The 16,941-nt window shown below is 42.5% G+C and carries 15 protein-coding genes and 1 tRNA gene; 9 read left to right on the top strand and 7 right to left on the bottom strand.

Features of this window, described 5'->3' with window-relative positions; genetic code table 11:
- Positions 1 to 253: 253 nt before the first annotated feature.
- The gene (pyk, locus tag DUL71_RS26310; protein ID WP_114940852.1) at positions 254 to 1,693 is read right to left on the bottom strand and encodes a pyruvate kinase; all 1,440 of its coding nucleotides are present in this window, start codon (positions 1,691 to 1,693) and stop codon (positions 254 to 256) included.
- Between the two features lie 64 nt (positions 1,694 to 1,757).
- Positions 1,758 to 2,183 carry an IPExxxVDY family protein gene (locus tag DUL71_RS26305; protein ID WP_223818063.1) on the bottom strand — a complete coding sequence of 142 codons (426 nt, stop codon included), beginning with the start codon at positions 2,181 to 2,183 and terminating at the stop codon, positions 1,758 to 1,760.
- A gap of 148 nt (positions 2,184 to 2,331) precedes the next feature.
- Here DUL71_RS26305 and DUL71_RS26300 point away from each other — a divergent pair, with 148 nt between their 5' ends.
- The 3 genes from DUL71_RS26300 to rnc are packed head-to-tail and all read left to right on the top strand — an operon-like array spanning position 2,332 to position 4,581.
- On the top strand, positions 2,332 to 2,568 hold the full coding sequence (locus DUL71_RS26300) for an acyl carrier protein (RefSeq protein ID WP_031266521.1): 237 nt from the start codon (positions 2,332 to 2,334) through the stop codon (positions 2,566 to 2,568).
- 20 nt (positions 2,569 to 2,588) lie between these two features.
- Entirely contained in the window at positions 2,589 to 3,842 is a 1,254-nt protein-coding gene (gene fabF, locus DUL71_RS26295; RefSeq protein ID WP_112574582.1) for a beta-ketoacyl-ACP synthase II, read from the top strand.
- 13 nt (positions 3,843 to 3,855) lie between these two features.
- Positions 3,856 to 4,581, top strand: a complete 726-nt coding sequence (gene rnc / locus DUL71_RS26290) for a ribonuclease III (RefSeq protein WP_112574583.1) — start codon at positions 3,856 to 3,858, stop codon at positions 4,579 to 4,581.
- A 25-nt stretch (positions 4,582 to 4,606) separates the two neighbouring features.
- Here rnc and DUL71_RS26285 read toward each other — a convergent pair whose 3' ends face one another.
- Positions 4,607 to 5,416 (bottom strand): hypothetical protein, encoded by an 810-nt coding sequence (locus tag DUL71_RS26285; protein WP_114940851.1) that lies wholly within the window; start codon positions 5,414 to 5,416, stop codon positions 4,607 to 4,609.
- Between the two features lie 233 nt (positions 5,417 to 5,649).
- On the opposite strand from DUL71_RS26285, the gene DUL71_RS26280 reads away from it, so the two are divergent.
- The 3 genes from DUL71_RS26280 to nadD all read left to right on the top strand — a co-directional run bounded on the left by DUL71_RS26280 (position 5,650) and on the right by nadD (position 7,871).
- Positions 5,650 to 6,525 carry a YicC/YloC family endoribonuclease gene (locus DUL71_RS26280; protein ID WP_223818062.1) on the top strand — a complete coding sequence of 292 codons (876 nt, stop codon included), beginning with the start codon at positions 5,650 to 5,652 and terminating at the stop codon, positions 6,523 to 6,525.
- Positions 6,526 to 6,626: 101 nt separating this feature from the next.
- A complete protein-coding gene (gene gmk, locus DUL71_RS26275) occupies positions 6,627 to 7,208 on the top strand; it encodes a guanylate kinase (RefSeq protein WP_114940850.1) in 582 nt (193 codons plus the stop codon).
- 90 nt (positions 7,209 to 7,298) lie between these two features.
- Entirely contained in the window at positions 7,299 to 7,871 is a 573-nt protein-coding gene (gene nadD / locus DUL71_RS26270) for a nicotinate (nicotinamide) nucleotide adenylyltransferase (protein WP_114940849.1), read from the top strand.
- A 254-nt stretch (positions 7,872 to 8,125) separates the two neighbouring features.
- Here nadD and DUL71_RS26265 read toward each other — a convergent pair whose 3' ends face one another.
- From DUL71_RS26265 to DUL71_RS26250, 4 genes are all read right to left on the bottom strand, one after another.
- Entirely contained in the window at positions 8,126 to 8,587 is a 462-nt protein-coding gene (locus tag DUL71_RS26265) for a MaoC family dehydratase (protein WP_114940848.1), read from the bottom strand.
- A 62-nt stretch (positions 8,588 to 8,649) separates the two neighbouring features.
- Entirely contained in the window at positions 8,650 to 10,266 is a 1,617-nt protein-coding gene (locus DUL71_RS26260; protein ID WP_114940847.1) for an ATP-dependent DNA ligase, read from the bottom strand.
- Positions 10,263 to 11,351 carry a ligase-associated DNA damage response exonuclease gene (locus DUL71_RS26255; RefSeq protein ID WP_114940846.1) on the bottom strand — a complete coding sequence of 363 codons (1,089 nt, stop codon included), beginning with the start codon at positions 11,349 to 11,351 and terminating at the stop codon, positions 10,263 to 10,265. The genes DUL71_RS26260 and DUL71_RS26255 overlap by 4 nt, the downstream gene beginning before the upstream one ends.
- Before the next feature lie 321 nt (positions 11,352 to 11,672).
- Positions 11,673 to 12,575 carry a S66 peptidase family protein gene (locus tag DUL71_RS26250; protein ID WP_114940845.1) on the bottom strand — a complete coding sequence of 301 codons (903 nt, stop codon included), beginning with the start codon at positions 12,573 to 12,575 and terminating at the stop codon, positions 11,673 to 11,675.
- Between the two features lie 138 nt (positions 12,576 to 12,713).
- Between DUL71_RS26250 and metG the strand changes: the two genes are divergently transcribed.
- The 3 genes from metG to DUL71_RS26235 all read left to right on the top strand — a co-directional run bounded on the left by metG (position 12,714) and on the right by DUL71_RS26235 (position 16,931).
- Positions 12,714 to 14,786, top strand: a complete 2,073-nt coding sequence (gene metG / locus DUL71_RS26245; protein WP_114940844.1) for a methionine--tRNA ligase — start codon at positions 12,714 to 12,716, stop codon at positions 14,784 to 14,786.
- Between the two features lie 138 nt (positions 14,787 to 14,924).
- Positions 14,925 to 14,996: transfer RNA gene (locus DUL71_RS26240), tRNA-Arg, on the top strand.
- Positions 14,997 to 15,260: 264 nt separating this feature from the next.
- Entirely contained in the window at positions 15,261 to 16,931 is a 1,671-nt protein-coding gene (locus tag DUL71_RS26235; protein WP_114940843.1) for an AAA family ATPase, read from the top strand.
- Positions 16,932 to 16,941: the final 10 nt, after the last annotated feature.

The raw sequence follows: 16,941 nt of genomic DNA, 5'->3' as shown, positions 1-16,941 counted from the left end.
CAAATGCAACAATCGTTTTTATAAACGCTCGTAAGCATTCCAGCTATTTGAAAAAACATCTACCTTTTATTTTTTAGGATAGCAAAAGAAATCGGGCCTTTTAACCTTAAACCTAAATTGTGCCAGATTTTAATTGTGCTTTGCCGGTCATCTTCGGGTGGCCGGCATTGTTTTTTACAGGCATACCTTAATAAAAAAGCCCGCCAGTTATCCCGGCGAGCCTTCTTCATTAAAAGTAAGATCTTAAATAGCCTTATTCAATTACACTTAGTTTTAGTGTATTGGTTTTTCCTTGTTTAATGATAGGAGTAGAGGCTGTGTTAACAACTATATCGCCTGTTTTAATCAGGTTTTCGGCTTTAAGCATGTTGTTAACATCGGCAATGGTTTGGTCGGTACTTTCTAACTGATCGTAGTAGAATGCCCTTACACCCCAAACAAGGCTAAGCGCGTTAAGCAACTGCTTGTTTGATGTAAAGATATAAGTACTTGCCTTAGGCCTGTGGCTTGATATTTCAAATGCAGTATAGCCTGATGTAGTCATTGAAACAATACCCACCGCGTTGCTTTGCTCAGCAATGTGTACGGTTGACTCACAAAGCGCGTTGATCAGGAAATCAGGAGATGCAGGATCCTTAACAACTGCTTCTTTAGGGGCGTTGAAAGGATAGCCAAGCTCTTCAACGTTACGAACTATTTTAGCCATAGTTTCGATAACAATAACCGGGAATTCACCAACAGATGTTTCACCGCTTAACATTACCGCGTCGGCGCCATCAAGTACAGAGTTAGCAACGTCGTTAACTTCGGCGCGGGTTGGGCGCGGGGTAGTGATCATTGACTCCAGCATCTGGGTTGCAACAATTACCGGTTTTGAAGCAGCACGGCATTTACGGGCTATCATTTTTTGCAGCAATGGCACTTCTTCAAGCGGCATTTCAACACCCAGGTCACCACGGGCAACCATTACACCGTCTGTAGCGGCAATAATGGCATCAATATTTTCAATGGCTTCAGGTTTTTCAACTTTAGCTATTACTTTAGCTGCCGAGCCGTTACGTGCAATAATACGTTTAAGGTCTACAATATCTTCGCCTGTACGAACGAAAGAAAGGCCAATCCATTCAACATCCTGTTTAAGGGCGAATTCAAGGTTGATCAAATCCTCTTCTGTTAAGCTTGGGATAGATACTTTGGTGTTTGGCAGGTTAACACCTTTACGAGATGTTAAAATACCACCATGTACTACCTCACATATAACTGTATCAACTTTGTTGGTTTCAATAACCCTTAATTGCAGCTTACCATCATCAAGCAAAATAATTTCGTTTGCCTGTACATCCTGCGGGAAGGTATCATAAGTAATGTAGATCTGCTCATCGTTACCAATGCACTCATGTGTGGTAATTTTGATGTGCGTTCCGTTAACTAAATGAATACCGCCATCCTTTACCAGGCCTATACGGATTTTAGGGCCCTGTAAATCTGCAAGGATACCTACGTTGGTTTTGTATTGCTCGTTAATTTCACGGATAAGATCGATCACTACCTTATGATCTTCGGGCTTACCGTGCGAAAAATTAAGACGGCAAACGTTAACACCTGCCTTGATCATCGCTAATAAAACGTCCTTCTTAGCTGATGCCGGCCCCATGGTGGCAACAATTTTTGTTCGATTATAGTATAGTTCCATATTATTCGGGTTAAAACTGGAGGGTATTTAATGATTGTAAAACCGACATTTTTTAAATTCGGCGCTAAAATAACAGATTTTCCCGTGATTTTATTTTTTTTGGATCAATCTTTACTGCCGCAACTATCTCCGGTATTTTATTGAGCGAAGAAATGATCGTATCAAGCTCATTATCATCTATATAGTTACGGATCATCAAAAAATAGTCGGCACTTTTTATTTCAGGTACCAGGTAACCGTCTGAGCCTTTATTGCCAATAAAGAAGAAATCTGTTTCGGTGGTTTCCCAGCTGTACCGGTATAATGAAAACAAAACAGGGTCGGCCCCGGGATAAATATCCACTTCGAGGTCGTCGTTTTTTACGAAATTAAAATTCAGGTACTTATTGATAAGGAAGCAAACGCGATAATCCTTAAGCGAAGTTGTTATCGCAATGAGCACAAAATCAAAATCGATCTCAAACTTTAAAAATTTCCTGTTCAAAATCATTACTTTTACGCCGTCAAAATTACTAATACAAACTGTTTCAATAAAATTTTGTTTAGAGAATTATATTGTAAAAGTTTTAGATTTGTTTATTGACAGAATTTATTTTTCTTTGCACTGAATTTTTATTAATCATTAAACTATAAAGACTATGTCTGATATCGCTTCAAGAGTAAAAGCTATTATCGTAGAAAAACTGGGTGTTGACGAAAGTGAAGTTACGCCAGAAGCGAGTTTCACCAATGATCTTGGTGCCGACTCGTTAGACACCGTGGAATTAATCATGGAGTTTGAAAAAGAATTTAACGTGGCTATTCCTGACGATCAGGCTGAAACTATTGGTACTGTTGGCCAGGCAGTTGCTTACCTTGAAAAAAACGTTAAATAAGAACTCCCTAACTGGATTAAATGGAGTTTAAAAGAGTTGTAGTAACCGGGCTTGGAGCACTTACTCCTATTGGTAACACCGTTACAGATTACTGGAACGGACTGATCAATGGAGTAAGTGGCGCTGCCTTGATTAAAAGTTTTGATACCGAAAAATTCAAAACTAAGTTCGCGTGCGAAGTGAAAGGCTTTGACGCGGATGGTTTTTTGGGCCGTAAAGATGCCCGTAAATTGGATCCCTTTGTACAATACGCCTTATATTCAACAGAAGAGGCTGTAAAAGACGCGGGATTAGATTTTTCGAAACTGGATACCAGCCGCATAGGTGTTATCTGGGGTTCGGGTATTGGTGGTTTAAAAACTTTCCTTGACGAGGTTATGGCCTTTGCAAAAGGCGATGGTTCACCACGTTTTAACCCGTTCTTCATCCCTAAAATGATAGCCGACATAGCCCCCGGTCATATTTCTATTAAATATGGTTTGCGTGGCCCTAACTTCACTACCGTTTCTGCGTGTGCTTCATCAAACAATTCACTGATAGATTCATTTAACTATATCCGTTTGGGTAAAGCTAACATGTTCATCAGCGGTGGTTCTGAAGCTATCATCAACGAAGCAGGTATTGGTGGTTTTAACGCTATGCATGCATTATCAACCCGTAATGATGATCCGGCAACGGCATCACGTCCGTTTGATCTGGACAGGGATGGTTTTGTGGCCGGCGAAGGTGCAGGTACCATTATTTTAGAGGAATTAGAACATGCTAAAGCCCGCGGCGCTAAAATATACGCCGAAATGATGGGTGGTGGCATGAGTGCCGATGCTTACCACATGACAGCCCCTCACCCTGATGGCCTGGGTGCTGCTTATGTAATGCGTGCGGCCCTTGAAGACGCTAACTTAACCCCTGCCGATATTGATTATGTGAACGTTCACGGCACATCAACTCCAATCGGTGACCCGCAGGAAGTTAAAGCGATACAGGACGTGTTTGGCGAAGATATCTACCGTATCAACATCAGCTCAACCAAATCAATGACAGGTCACCTTTTAGGTGCTGCCGGCGCGGTTGAAGCTATTGCTTCGATATTGGCATTGAAACATGGTATCATTCCACCAACCATCAACCACTTTACCGACGATCCTGCCTTTGATCCAAAGATCAATTTTACTTTCAATACCGCTCAAAAACGCGATATAAGGACGGTGCAGAGCAATGGATTTGGTTTTGGCGGCCACAATGCTTCTGTAATATTTAGAAAATACGAAGATTAATTGTGGTAATTTGATGCCTATCAATCGGTTCTACAAACTATATATATCCCCTAACCGGAAATATGTTAAAATATTAAAGAATTTGCTCGGCTTCGTGCCGGGCAATTTGTCTTTATACCGCATGGCTTTTCGCCATAAATCGGTAGCGCAAAACATCAAGAAGGGGGTAAAGAACAGCAACGAGCGCCTGGAGTTTCTGGGTGATGCTGTATTGGGCAGTGTTATTGCCGAAGTACTTTTCAAATTATACCCTTATGAAGATGAGGGCTTCCTGACCGAATTACGCTCAAAAATAGTGAGCCGCGTAAACCTCAACGCGCTCGGTAAAAAACTTGGGTTTGATAAACTCATTGAATATGATAACCGTATGCTTAACTCAAGCAGGCAGGGTTCATTATTGGGTGATGCTTTTGAGGCCCTGATTGGTGCAGTTTACCTGGATAAAGGGTACGACTTTACCAAAAACTTCCTGATCAATCATATCATAAAACCACATATTGATATCCACACGCTGGAGCAAACTGAAACCAATTTCAAGAGCAAACTCATTGAATGGTGCCAGCGTCACGGCCGGGATATCATTTTTGAACTGGTAACCAACCAGGATGGCGAAAGTACCAAACTTTTCACAGTACAAGCTAATGTAGATGGCGAAGTAATGGGCTCGGGCAAAGAATTCAGTAAAAAGAATGCCGAGAAACTTGCTGCTGAAAAGGCCTGCGAAGCGTTAGGTATCTGATTTCAATTTAGGGCCCTTTTATTAATTAAAGCGGCGGCTGCTTCTCTTTTTTAAGCTGTACCGGCCCTTCGCCAAGTTTTACGGTTGAATCGGGCACGATGAATGTCGGGCTGTTTAACCTTTCCAGCTTCTCTTTTTCGCTGCTGTTTTTGTAATACTCATACGCCCGTATGGTATGCTTAATCAGGTCGTAATCTGTCCAGGCTTTGATATCCTTGTAGGTAGGCGTATAGTAATTCATGAACTTACGGGCAAGGCTGTCTGTAGCCAGGCCGGTATACTGTTTTACGAACGGAATGTTATAATGCTTATGAATTTCGGCCTGCTCCAGTTCGCTTTGAGCGTTTTGGGCAAAGCGGCGTGCGCGGTTAGGTGTTGTACCCAAAAGCTCGTAAAGACCGGTTACCGGGTTACTCAGGAAAGATAAGACGGGCGGCTTTCCATCGTAAGTACTACCTTGTTTCTTGTAATCTCTCAGAACCTCGTTTATCTCCTGCCTTTTAGTTTGGCCAACAACTTTTACCTCATCAAGCTTGATTATTGGCTGCATGTAAACAGGCATATCGCTGTTATTCAAAACCACTACTTTTTGCGGCGTATAGTCATCCCGGGAGAAAAGCAAGGTATCGCCAACGCGGGTTTTTATGCTAAACCAGCCAACATCATCACTAAGTATCAGTGTTTTGGTATTCAGATCTTTAACAAAAACTTGTCCAACACGCTCGTTGGTCACCTTTTTGGAGATAACACCCTTTACCGTAAATTCCTGGGCAGAAGCGTGAACGGACATAAGGCATAGAACGCCTGTTACAAGCAGGTATAAATAGTTGCGCATCAGTGATAATTGAACGTAAATATAGGAACTCTATTTTACAGCAAATGTGAAAAAGTGTTAAAGGGCTTCGCGTTGGTGGTTAGAGGTTAGAGATTGGAGGTTAGTTCTGGCTTGTAAGAGGAAAAAATATAAGATTAATCATAGGTGATTACCCTAAACCATCTTTTTTTAGAGTGAAAAAACACTAATCTCTAACCTCCAACCACTAATCTCTAAAATTACTATCTTTGCGCATGATAAAATCCATGACAGGGTATGGAATTGCCAGTTTTGATACAGGCAATACAAAATATACCGTAGAGGTTAAATCCCTGAACAGCAAATTTTTAGAATTATCGCTTCGTTTACCGAAGATTTTTGCCGAAAAAGAGTTTCAGCTGCGTACCGATTGCAGTAAACTTATCGAACGCGGTAAAGTTAATTTATCTATTAACACAGAGCAGGCAAGCCAGGCGGTGAAAGCTGCAGGTATTGATAAAGATCTGCTAAAACATTACTATAACCAGCTTAAAGCCGTAAGTGAAGAGCTTGGCGAGCCAGGTGGCAACTTACTTGAGCTGGCCTTAGGTTTACCTGAAGTTGTAAAATACGAAGAAGATACCATATCCGAAGATGAATGGAAGTCTGTTGAAAAAACCTTTCAACAGGCCATGGCTGCTTTCCAGGAATTCCGCACGCAGGAAGGAAATGTTATTGAACAGGAAATTAAAGGCCGCATCAGCACTATTTTGAAAAACCTGGAGCTTGTTGAGCTGGAAGACCCTAAACGGGTCCCATTAATTCGCGAACGCCTGGATACATTCTTAGCAGAAGCTGCAAGCCGCGAAGCTATCGACCAAAACCGCTTTGAACAGGAGTTGATCTACTATATTGATAAGCTTGATATTACCGAAGAAAAGGTAAGGCTGAAAGCACATTGCGAATACTTTATCGAAACCCTGAAAAATGCCGACGCAAACGGTAAAAAACTGGGATTCATTTCGCAGGAAATTGGTCGTGAGATCAACACATTAGGCTCAAAAGCCAACGATGCCAACATCCAGAAACTGGTAGTAGGCATGAAAGAAGAGCTTGAAAAAATTAAAGAACAACTGTTAAACGTATTATAGTATAGTCATTGAGTCATCAGGTCATTAAGTCATTGATTGCTTTTCCGGCGATTTTTGAAAAATGATACAATGACTTAATGACGCAATGACGTATATAATCAATGACCAAAGAAGGTAAACTCATCATATTTTCGGCTCCGTCGGGTGCTGGTAAAACAACAATTGTACATCATTTGCTGGGGAAAATCCCTGAGCTTGAATTTTCAATTTCGGCCACCACGCGTGAGCGCCGCGGCGATGAGGTGCATGAGCAGGACTACTATTTCATTAGCAAGGAAGAGTTTTTGCACCGTATTGCAAAAAAACAATTCGTTGAATTTGAAGAGGTTTATACCGGTACTTTCTATGGTACACTCCGTACCGAAATTGAGCGCATTTGGGCGCAAGGCAAAACAGTAATATTCGATATCGACGTTGAGGGTGGACTTCACCTTAAACGGAAATACGGCGCCCAGGCATTAGCCATATTTGTTCAGCCCCCATCACTTGAGGTTTTAATTGAAAGATTGACAGGCAGAGGTACCGATAGTGAAGAAAAACTAAAAGAACGCTTTGCTAAGGCAGAAAAAGAGCTTAAATACGCTCCACAATTTGATATTATACTCAAAAATTACGATCTTGAAACGGCTTGCACAGAGGCAGAGGATTTAGTGAGCGCGTTTATTAGCCCCCCGGCCCCCTAAAGGGGGAGTGTAAAAAACTCATCTTACACACCGGGACTATTTAATCTACAAAACTTTTAATTTCCCCTTTAGGGGGTTAGGGGGCACTACATGAAAATAGGCTTACTGTTTGGTTCGTTTAATCCTATACACATAGGGCATTTGATAATTGCTAATTATATGGCAAACCATACCTCGCTTGATAAGGTATGGCTGGTGGTATCGCCCCAAAATCCATTAAAAAAGTATGGTGATCTCATCAATACCTATGACAGGCTGGAAATGGCCCGGTTAGCTACAGACAATGCAACCAATATTACCGTGAGCGATGTGGAACTAAAACTGCCACAGCCATCATATACAATTGATACGCTTGCCCATTTAAAGGAAAAATATCCGGAACACGAGTTTGCCCTTATCATGGGGTCTGACAATCTGGGCACGCTGCATAAATGGAAAAATTATAAGCTTATCCTGCGCGATTACCGCATTTTTGTTTATCCGCGGCCGGGATATGAAAATGCCGAACTGGCCGACCACCCTTCTGTTACCATCACCATGACGCCGCAAATGGAGCTATCGGCAACATTCATCCGCAAATCCCTCGCCGAAAAAAAGAATGTGCAATACTTTGTACCGGATCCGGTGTTGAAGTTTATTGAGAATAAGAGTTTGTACAGGTAGTCGAGGTACATTATCTATAAAATACCACGGCGTCCGTGTCCTCACGGACGCTTTTTATTACATGCAAATTGACCGTTTATTTTATACTGTATGTCATTGCGAGCGAAGCGTGGCAATCTCGTAGCCAATGCATATTCGCCCTGTACAGCTACGAGATTGCCACGTCGCCCCCAGTTACTTTTACCCCACGTTGCTCCTCGCAATGACATGAAATTTTATAACTGTGTGATAATGTTTTATTTTTAAGATATGGTTTATCCCACAAAATGATATAAAAACACAACATCACCACTAAAGGCAGGTTTACGTTGATCTTTTATTTCCATTTCGATGCTCATTGTTGCTTTGATCACCCCACGCAGGTTTAACAAACCGGCCAGCTTCACTTTCAGGCGAACTTCGTTATCAACCAATACGGGCTGGGCAAAACGCAGGTTTTCGATACCATAGTTAATTTCCATTTTTAGGTTGCCTATAGTTACGATTTCTTTCCACAGGTGAGGAATGAGCGAAAGCGTAAGATAGCCGTGTGCTATGGTTGATTTAAAAGGACTTTCAGTTTTAGCCCTTTCAGGGTCGGTATGGATCCATTGATGATCAAGCGTAGCATCAGCAAATTTATTGATCTGTTCCTGGGTAATGGTATGCCATGACGATACGCCAAGGTCATTGCCTACCTGCTGTTCAAACTCCTGAAAATTATTAATTACAATCATACTGGTTTAATGATAGTTAGGGTGTTCTGTTTTGAAGCCGCAAATGTATAAAATCTAAGCCGTTATTCGCCCAGTAAAGCTTTCAGACTTTCAAGTGTATCGGCTTCTTCTTTGGGCTTATCATGCCGCCATCGCAAGATCCTCGGAAAGCGCAATGCTATTCCCGATTTATGCCGGGTTGATTTATTAATACCTTCAAAACCTATTTCAAACACCAGTTCGGGTTTTACGGTACGCACCGGGCCAAATTTTTCGATGGTGTTGCGTTTTATAAAATAGTCAACCTTGTTGATCTCTGCATCCGTAAGGCCCGAGTAGGCTTTGGCGAAAGGCACCAGCTTATCGCCATCCCAAACAGCAAAGGTATAATCGGTATACAGATCGGCCCGGCGACCGTGCCCTTTTTGAGCATAGATCATCACAGCATCAACCGATAGCGGATCTATCTTCCATTTCCACCAATCACCCCGCTTGCGACCAACCTGGTAAGTTGCGCTTTTACGCTTCAGCATGATACCTTCGGCTATCATAGCGCGCGATTGTTCCCTGATGCTACCAAGTTGCTCCCAGGTTTCAAAACTGATTAATGCCGAAATCCGGAATATTTCAGGATACGCTGTTTCGGCCTGTAACTGTTCCAGAATTTCCCGCCTTTCAGCTTGGGATTTGTAGCGGATATCCTCGTCTTTGTACTCCAGGCAATCATAAGCTATTACTGCAACAGGACTTTCTTCCAGTATCTTTTTACTCAGATTTTTTCGGCCGATACGGGTTTGCAGCACATTAAAAGGCATAGGTAAACCGTTCTGAAAACTGAGGATTTCCCCATCAATCACCGTGCCGTCGGGTAGGGCGTTGAGAAAAGGGTGCAGCTCAGGAAACTTTTCGGTAGCGAGGTCTTCGCCGCGGCTCCAGATAAAAATTTCAGCGCCCCGCTTTATCATTTGCGCCCGGATGCCGTCCCATTTCCATTCGGCCTGCCAATCAGCGGCATCGCCAAGTGCAATACCTACTTCGGCAGGTGTTTTTTGCTTTTCGGATGTTTCCTGTATTGGATAGGCCAGAAAGAAAGGGTATGGGCGGGATATATTCGCGGCCGCATCCTGTTCTTCCATCAATTGCGAAAACTGATAAGTTTCGGGGAGCCAACTGCCCATTACGCGATGGGTAAGCACGGCAGGTTCCAGCCCCGAGATATCAGCCAGCGCCTTGATCACTAAATTTTGCGATACGCCAACCCTAAAACTTCCGGTAAGCAGTTTGTTAAACACAAAGCGTTCCTGGCTATCCAACATAGCCCACGACTCCATCAGCCATTCCTTTTTTTGCTCTTCGGTTTTATCATTAAGGGCATTAATCTCGGCTATCCATTCGGTAAGGGTTTTGCTGCTGCTCGCGTTGCTTTGCGGCATCAACAAAGCCATGGTTTCAGCCAAATCGCCTACTACATGATAACTTTCCTCAAACAACCAGGCCGGAATGTGCGATGCCTCGATGGCCCAATTACGAACAAGTGTTGAATTGATTTGCCGCTTGGGCCGCCGGCCGCTAAATAGGGCAAGCATGTGCATCTTATCAGTATCGGGCACGGTATTAAAATAGTCTTTTAATACCTTAACCTTTTCGTTGGTTTTATTGGTTTCATCAAGTGAGAGAAAAAGTTGCGCGAAGGCTTTCATGACACCCCTCCTAAATCCTCCCCAAGGGGGAGGACTTTCTTTTCTGGGTCTCCGGTGCTTGAAGCCTTCCCTTCGGGAAGGTTGGAGGGGTCCTCTTCTTCACCACCATAAAGCGTATGCACCTCCCTGGCGTTAAAGCCTATCTCATTTAAATACCTGGAAAACGTTGCAGTGTAGCCGTGGGTAAGATAAACACACTCGCAACCAGTGGCGTCAATAGCGCTGATGAGGCCATCCCAATCGGCGTGGTCAGATAGGACAAAGCCCCTGTCGGCAGCACGACGGCGTTTAGCTCCGCGAATAGCCATCCAACCCGAGCAATAGCCAAAGCTATAAGGCTGAAACTTGCGCATCCAGGGCGTGCCAACCGATGATGGCGGCGCTATAATGATGCCTTTCCTCACTTCTTCTTTTAAGCTCTCTTGTGTGATACGTTCGGTTGGGTTTAATATAACACCATTGCGGCGCAAAGCCTCGTTGGTATTTTCGATGACGCCGTGTGTATAAACCTTACCGTTAAACAGATCGAGGTTTTGCAAAATTCGCTGAGCTTTACCTAACGAGTAACCTACGATTACTGTAGCAAGCCCATTATCGATATTATTTCGCCACCAGCTATTGATCTCATTAAACGTTTGTACCTGAGGTTTCCATTGATAAACCGGCATCCCAAAAGTACATTCAGAAATAAAATGATGGCATTTAACCGGCTCAAAGGGCGTGGAAATCCCATCGTTTTCTACCTTGTAATCACCGGAAACCACCCAAACTTCCCCCTTATATTCAACCCGGATCTGCGCCGAGCCAATTACATGACCAGCGGGATATAATGATATGCTTACTCCATTCTTTAGCACGGTTTCACCATACTCAACCGTTTGCAGGTTGATTTCGCCCAAGCGATAAAGTAACACCTCACGCGACAGATAGTGCGCTAAATAATGTCTATGCCCCCAATAAGCATGGTCGGCATGAGCATGGGTTATCACGGCATCGTCAACCGGCTTCCAGGGATCGATATAAAATTTGCCTTGCGCACAGTAAATTCCTCTGTCAGTAAATTCAAGCAGCGGTTTCTTAGCCATGATGTATAAACTACTGATAAGCAAATTGGTTTGCCCCCCGGCTCCCTAAAGGGGGAGTGAAGAAAACGAAAAAGCGAGGGGCATGCCATTCCCTCTTGAAAGTAATAGCCCATCATTAGACAGTCAGAAGACTTTAAGAGAGTGGGTTGTGCGATTCCCTCCCCTGGGAGGGTGTAGGGAGGGGTTTTATCGACAGGCTTATTCACTAAATGGCGTACAAACCCCTCCCTGCCAACTCGCGATCCTAACGCACCCCTCCCAGGGGAGGGAATTACTTTTCTATGGGCTATTACCTTTTGGACAGGGGAATTTTAAAATCGTTTATTTAAACCACAACTTCGCCTGCTTTTCATCTACCTGCAAGCCAACCTCGCGTCCCAACACTAAACTATTGTTATCGGGAATATGCCCTGCCGGGAAATCAAAACATACCGGGTAATCATAGCCTTTTACGATGTCCGTTACTATATGTGGCACAGTTTGGCCAAAGGGGATGTCATTATCTTTGATATCGGTAAAGCCTCCAACTACCAGCCCTGCCAGCTTTTTTAGTTTACCGGCCCTGTCCAGCATCCGCAGCATTCTATCTACCGAATAAAGGTATTCGCCCACATCTTCTATAAACAGAATTTTTCCTGCATAGTTCAAATCAGACACTGAACCTGCCGATGCAACCAGGAGGGATAAATTACCGCCGACTATAATGCCCGTGGCTTCGCCGGGTATGTTAGTATCATGTGTTGTAAATTCATAGCTCAACTCTTCGCCAAACAGGGCCTGCCTTAGGGTATCTATCGAATGTTTGGATGCGTCGGGAATATTAACCGGCATTTGTCCGTGAATAGTTTCCGCTCCGTAATTGGTAAACAGGTGGGAATGCAGAATTGTGATATCGCTAAAACCAATGAGCCATTTAGGGTTTTGCGCAAAACGGCTGAAATCAACTTTGTCAATCATCCTAACCGTTCCATAGCCGCCACGGGCCGCTATAATGGCTTTGATGCTGTCATCATCAATAAAACGCTGCATATCTGCCGCCCTGAAATTGTCATCACCCGCAAACTGATGAAATGAGGCTTCCACTGTATCCCCTAATACAACTTCCAGTCCCCAGCTTTGTAGCAGGGCGATGGCATCCGTCATAGGGTTAGGTAATTTTTTTGCCGGGCAGGTGATAGCAATTTTATCGCCTTTTTTAAGGTAAGGTGGGTGAGTTTGAACCATGATTTTAAAGATTGAACGATTACCTTGATAATAAGAGACAAAAAATCAGGAAATCCTTAAATCATGAGCATCATGGTTCGGGCATTTTTCCCACTTAAATCAATTATCTTTGCACACTATTTACCAAGGCGATATTTAATGTCACAACTCAACAAATATAAACGATTCACCATTACATCGGCCCTGCCTTATGCCAACGGCCCCTTACATATTGGTCACCTCGCCGGTGCATATCTTCCGGCAGATATTTTTGTGCGGTATTTAAGGCTAAAAAAGAAGGATGTAGTGTATATATGCGGCTCGGATGAGCATGGCGCGGCCATTACCATCAAAGCCAAAAAAGAGGATACTACCCCACAGGCTATTATTGACAAATATCACAAGCAAATAAAAGAGAGTTTTGAAGAGTTCGGGATCGCTTTTGATATTTATCACCGTACCTCGTCGCCCATTCATCATGAGCTGAGCCAGGAATTTTTCCTGAACCTGTATGAGAAAGACGAGTTTATTGAGAAATTTTCTGATCAGTATTTTGATGAGGATTTCCAGCAGTTTCTGGCCGATCGTTACATTATTGGCACCTGCCCTAATTGCGGCAATGAAAATGCATATGGCGACCAATGCGAGCGTTGCGGTACTTCACTCAACCCAACCGACCTGATCAACCCGATCTCAACCTTGAGCGGTAAAACCCCGGTATTAAAATCAACCAAACACTGGTACCTGCCGTTAGATAAATACCAGCCATGGCTGGAACAGTGGATTGACGAGAAAGAAGGAAGCTGGAAAGTGAATGTTTTTGGCCAGTGTAAATCATGGCTAAAATCGGGCCTGCAACCACGCTCCATGACCCGCGACCTTGACTGGGGTATTGATGTACCCTTAGCCGAAGCTAAAGGCAAAAAGCTTTACGTGTGGATGGATGCGCCTATCGGTTATATTTCGGCCACCAAACAATGGGCTATTGATAACAAAAAGGACTGGAAATTATATTGGAAAAAGCAAGCCGATGAGCAGGATGATGCTTGTCTGCTGCATTTTATTGGCAAGGATAACATCGTTTTCCACTGTATTATTTTCCCTTCTATACTGCATGCGCACGGCGAATATATTTTGCCTCAAAACGTGCCGGCCAACGAGTTTTTGAACTTGGAAGGTGATAAGCTTTCTACCTCACGTAACCACGCGGTTTGGCTGCATGAATATCTTGAAGAATTCCCGGGTAAACAGGATGAGCTGCGCTATGTGCTAACATCGATACTACCAGAAACCAGCGATAGTGAATTTACCTGGAAAGATTACCAGGCCCGTGTAAATAACGAACTGGTAGCTATCCTGGGCAACTTCGTAAATAGGGTAATGATATTGATGCACAAGTTTTACGATGGTAAAATTGAGGCCGATACCGACAGGATTGAATTTACCGACGAAAGCCTGAGCAACGGAATTGGCGAATATTACGATGAGATAGAAAAAAACCTTGAGGCTTACCGTTACCGCCAGGCGTTGCAGGCCGTAATGGATATGGCCCGCTTAGGTAACCGCTACCTCACCGAAAAAGAGCCATGGAAAACTATCAAAACAGATCCTGCCGCTGCCAAAGAAGCGCTGCACAACTGTTTGGTATTGATTGGTCATTTAGCTACTGCAGCACAGGCATTTTTACCGGCTACGGCTAAAAAGATCATCACCATGCTTAATCTGCCTAACGAGCCGATAGCTTATGATCAGGAGATGTATTTCAACAATGGTCACCAGTTAAACCCTGCAGCTTTGTTGTTTGAAAAGGTAGAGGATGATGTGATAGAAGCTCAGCTTAAAAAGCTATCAGATAAAAAAGCCGCTGCCGTTCCGCCAAAATCGGCCGATGTGCAGCCTGCAAAGGAAAACGTTAATTACGAAACCTTTGCTACCATGGATATTCGTACCGGTACCATTTTAGCTGCCGAAAAAGTTGCAAAAACCAAAAAGCTGCTGAAACTGACTATTGACACCGGTATCGACGAACGCACCGTAGTATCAGGCATTGCCGAATATTATGAGCCGGAAAACATCATCGGTCAAAAAGTGAGCATCCTGGTAAACCTGGAGCCAAGAGAGATCAAAGGCATTGTATCGCAAGGCATGATCCTGATGGCCGAAAACAGCGAAGGCAAACTAAGCTTTGTTGCCCCAACCGAAGATTTCCACAACGGCGCGGTAATTCGCTAAATGTGCAGGTTTCAAATGTGCAGATGTGCAAACGAAGCCCGTTTTAAATTTTGAATTTTAAGGTGTGATTTTTCATTGAAAAATTGCACCTTTGCAAACTAAATAAAAGATCGGCCTTTTTAAGGTTGATCTTTAAACGGTCCCGTAGTTCAACGGATAGAATAGGAGTTTCCTAAACTCTAGATATGAGTTCGATTCTCGTCGGGACCACTAATAACGCTCTTTTCGTGTACGGAAAGGGCGTTTTTTCGTAAATGGGTAAGTCTATGAGGCGAATTTTAGTGAAAGGGGGTGATGTCAAAGCAGACCCGTTGACGCTGAAATACGATTTACTCACCTCTAAACTTGATTCTCAATCTGCCTCGATCCATATTTATCATTGATTATAATAAGCTTAATATTTTTCAAATATCTTTTGTTCATATATTGCCTGCAGGTGAATAATTAATATCTTTAAACCATATATCATATTTTATGAAAAAAATCAAGTCTATTGAAGTCAAAAATTCTCCGTTTTATAGAGATTTCAAGCTGGACTTTTCAAATAAACTTAATTGCATCATGGGGGGCCGAGGTACCGGTAAAACAACTCTCCTTTATTTTCTTAAATCAGTATTGGATGCTCGGTCTATGGATGATATGTATTCAAATAGACTCCTAAGGAGTAATTTGGGTTCAGGGACTATTACAGTCGAATTTGAAACAGAAGACGATAGGGCGTTTAACCTGACCAAAACGATTGACGATATGCCTCAACCATATTTGTTGCCATCGCTCGATTTTGTTTCTTTTCAGCAACTCGCCCCTTACATTGAATGCGATTTCTACGAAGCTGGTAGAATTGAAGAAATAGGTAGAAGCAGCAAGGATAGATTAGAGCTGATTGACAAGAAAATAAAATCGGATATTGGAATTTACTTTTCAGAAGTGCGGGAAGTTCAAATGGACTTGGATAGCAACGCTCAAGAAATTAAATCATTTAATAAAAGATTAGCATTATTTGATGGAACGCTCGAGCAATATGAACTTGTAAAAATCGAATTTGAAAACTACAAGAATATTAAGCCAACAGGAATAAACGAGGAAGAAAATAAAAGCTTTGAAGCGGCTGACCAAAATGAGAAAGTAAGACGTCAGGAGAGTCGTTTTTTTAATAAAGCAATTGACATACTGAAAATGCTTCAAGGGGTAATATACGAAGCGGATTTGGATCTCACAGAATATTATTTGAGTGAAGTTATAGACCCTCACGACTTTCAAAATGTGGAAATAATGAATGAAGGAGAACAGCTTATCATCAATACTGTAGATACCACGAGAGCAAAGTTAAAGGAAATAGGCACTTTTATATCAGCTAAACAAAAATCACTCGATGAGATATTCACTTTTCTTTTAAATACCCATGATATTCAACAAGCGGAATTTGTAAAGCTTAAGCAGAAGTTTGAACAAAATAGAGAATACATCAACAATTATAACGCATTATCAAAACGAGTCTCGGAAAGAGAAACACTCTTAAAAGACAGGGAAGAACTCATCAAGCGCCGCAATAGATTAAAGGAACATCGTTTGATAATGGTGAATAAGCTTAATAAACTCAAGCAGTTAATTTTTAGAAGACGGTTAGAAGTGGTAAAACAACTTAATTTAACCTTTAATGGTGAAGTTGTAATTACATTGACACATGCTGGGATCAAAGATGATTTTCAAGACAAACTACGTTCGGGACTTAAGGGATCAGGGTTGCAATATAACGTTCTTATACCGCGAATAGTGGAATGTTTTTCTACGGTTGAATTTGCTCAGATTATTCACAAAGAGGATGCAGAAACATTGAGAGTTATTGCGGGCATTGACGTTTATCGCGCGACTGCACTAATTGAGGCTTTACGAGAAACCGATGCTATATATGAAATAGAATCACTGTATTGCAACGATCTTCCCGAATTTAAGTTAAAAATTGCGGCTGATTCACACAATTTAGAGGATAATTATCGGAAAACAGATGAACTATCTATGGGACAACGATGCACAACAGTTTTACCTATTATTTTTGCCGTTTCAACAAATCCTCTAATAATCGACCAACCCGAAGATAATCTCGACAATAGATATATTACACAAAGTATCTGTAACCCCTCCTAAAAACCGGACT

Origin of the sequence: Mucilaginibacter endophyticus, assembly GCF_003351025.1 — a bacterium.
Taxonomy (GTDB): domain Bacteria; phylum Bacteroidota; class Bacteroidia; order Sphingobacteriales; family Sphingobacteriaceae; genus Mucilaginibacter; species Mucilaginibacter endophyticus.
This window is presented reverse-complemented; position numbering and strand designations above follow the sequence as displayed.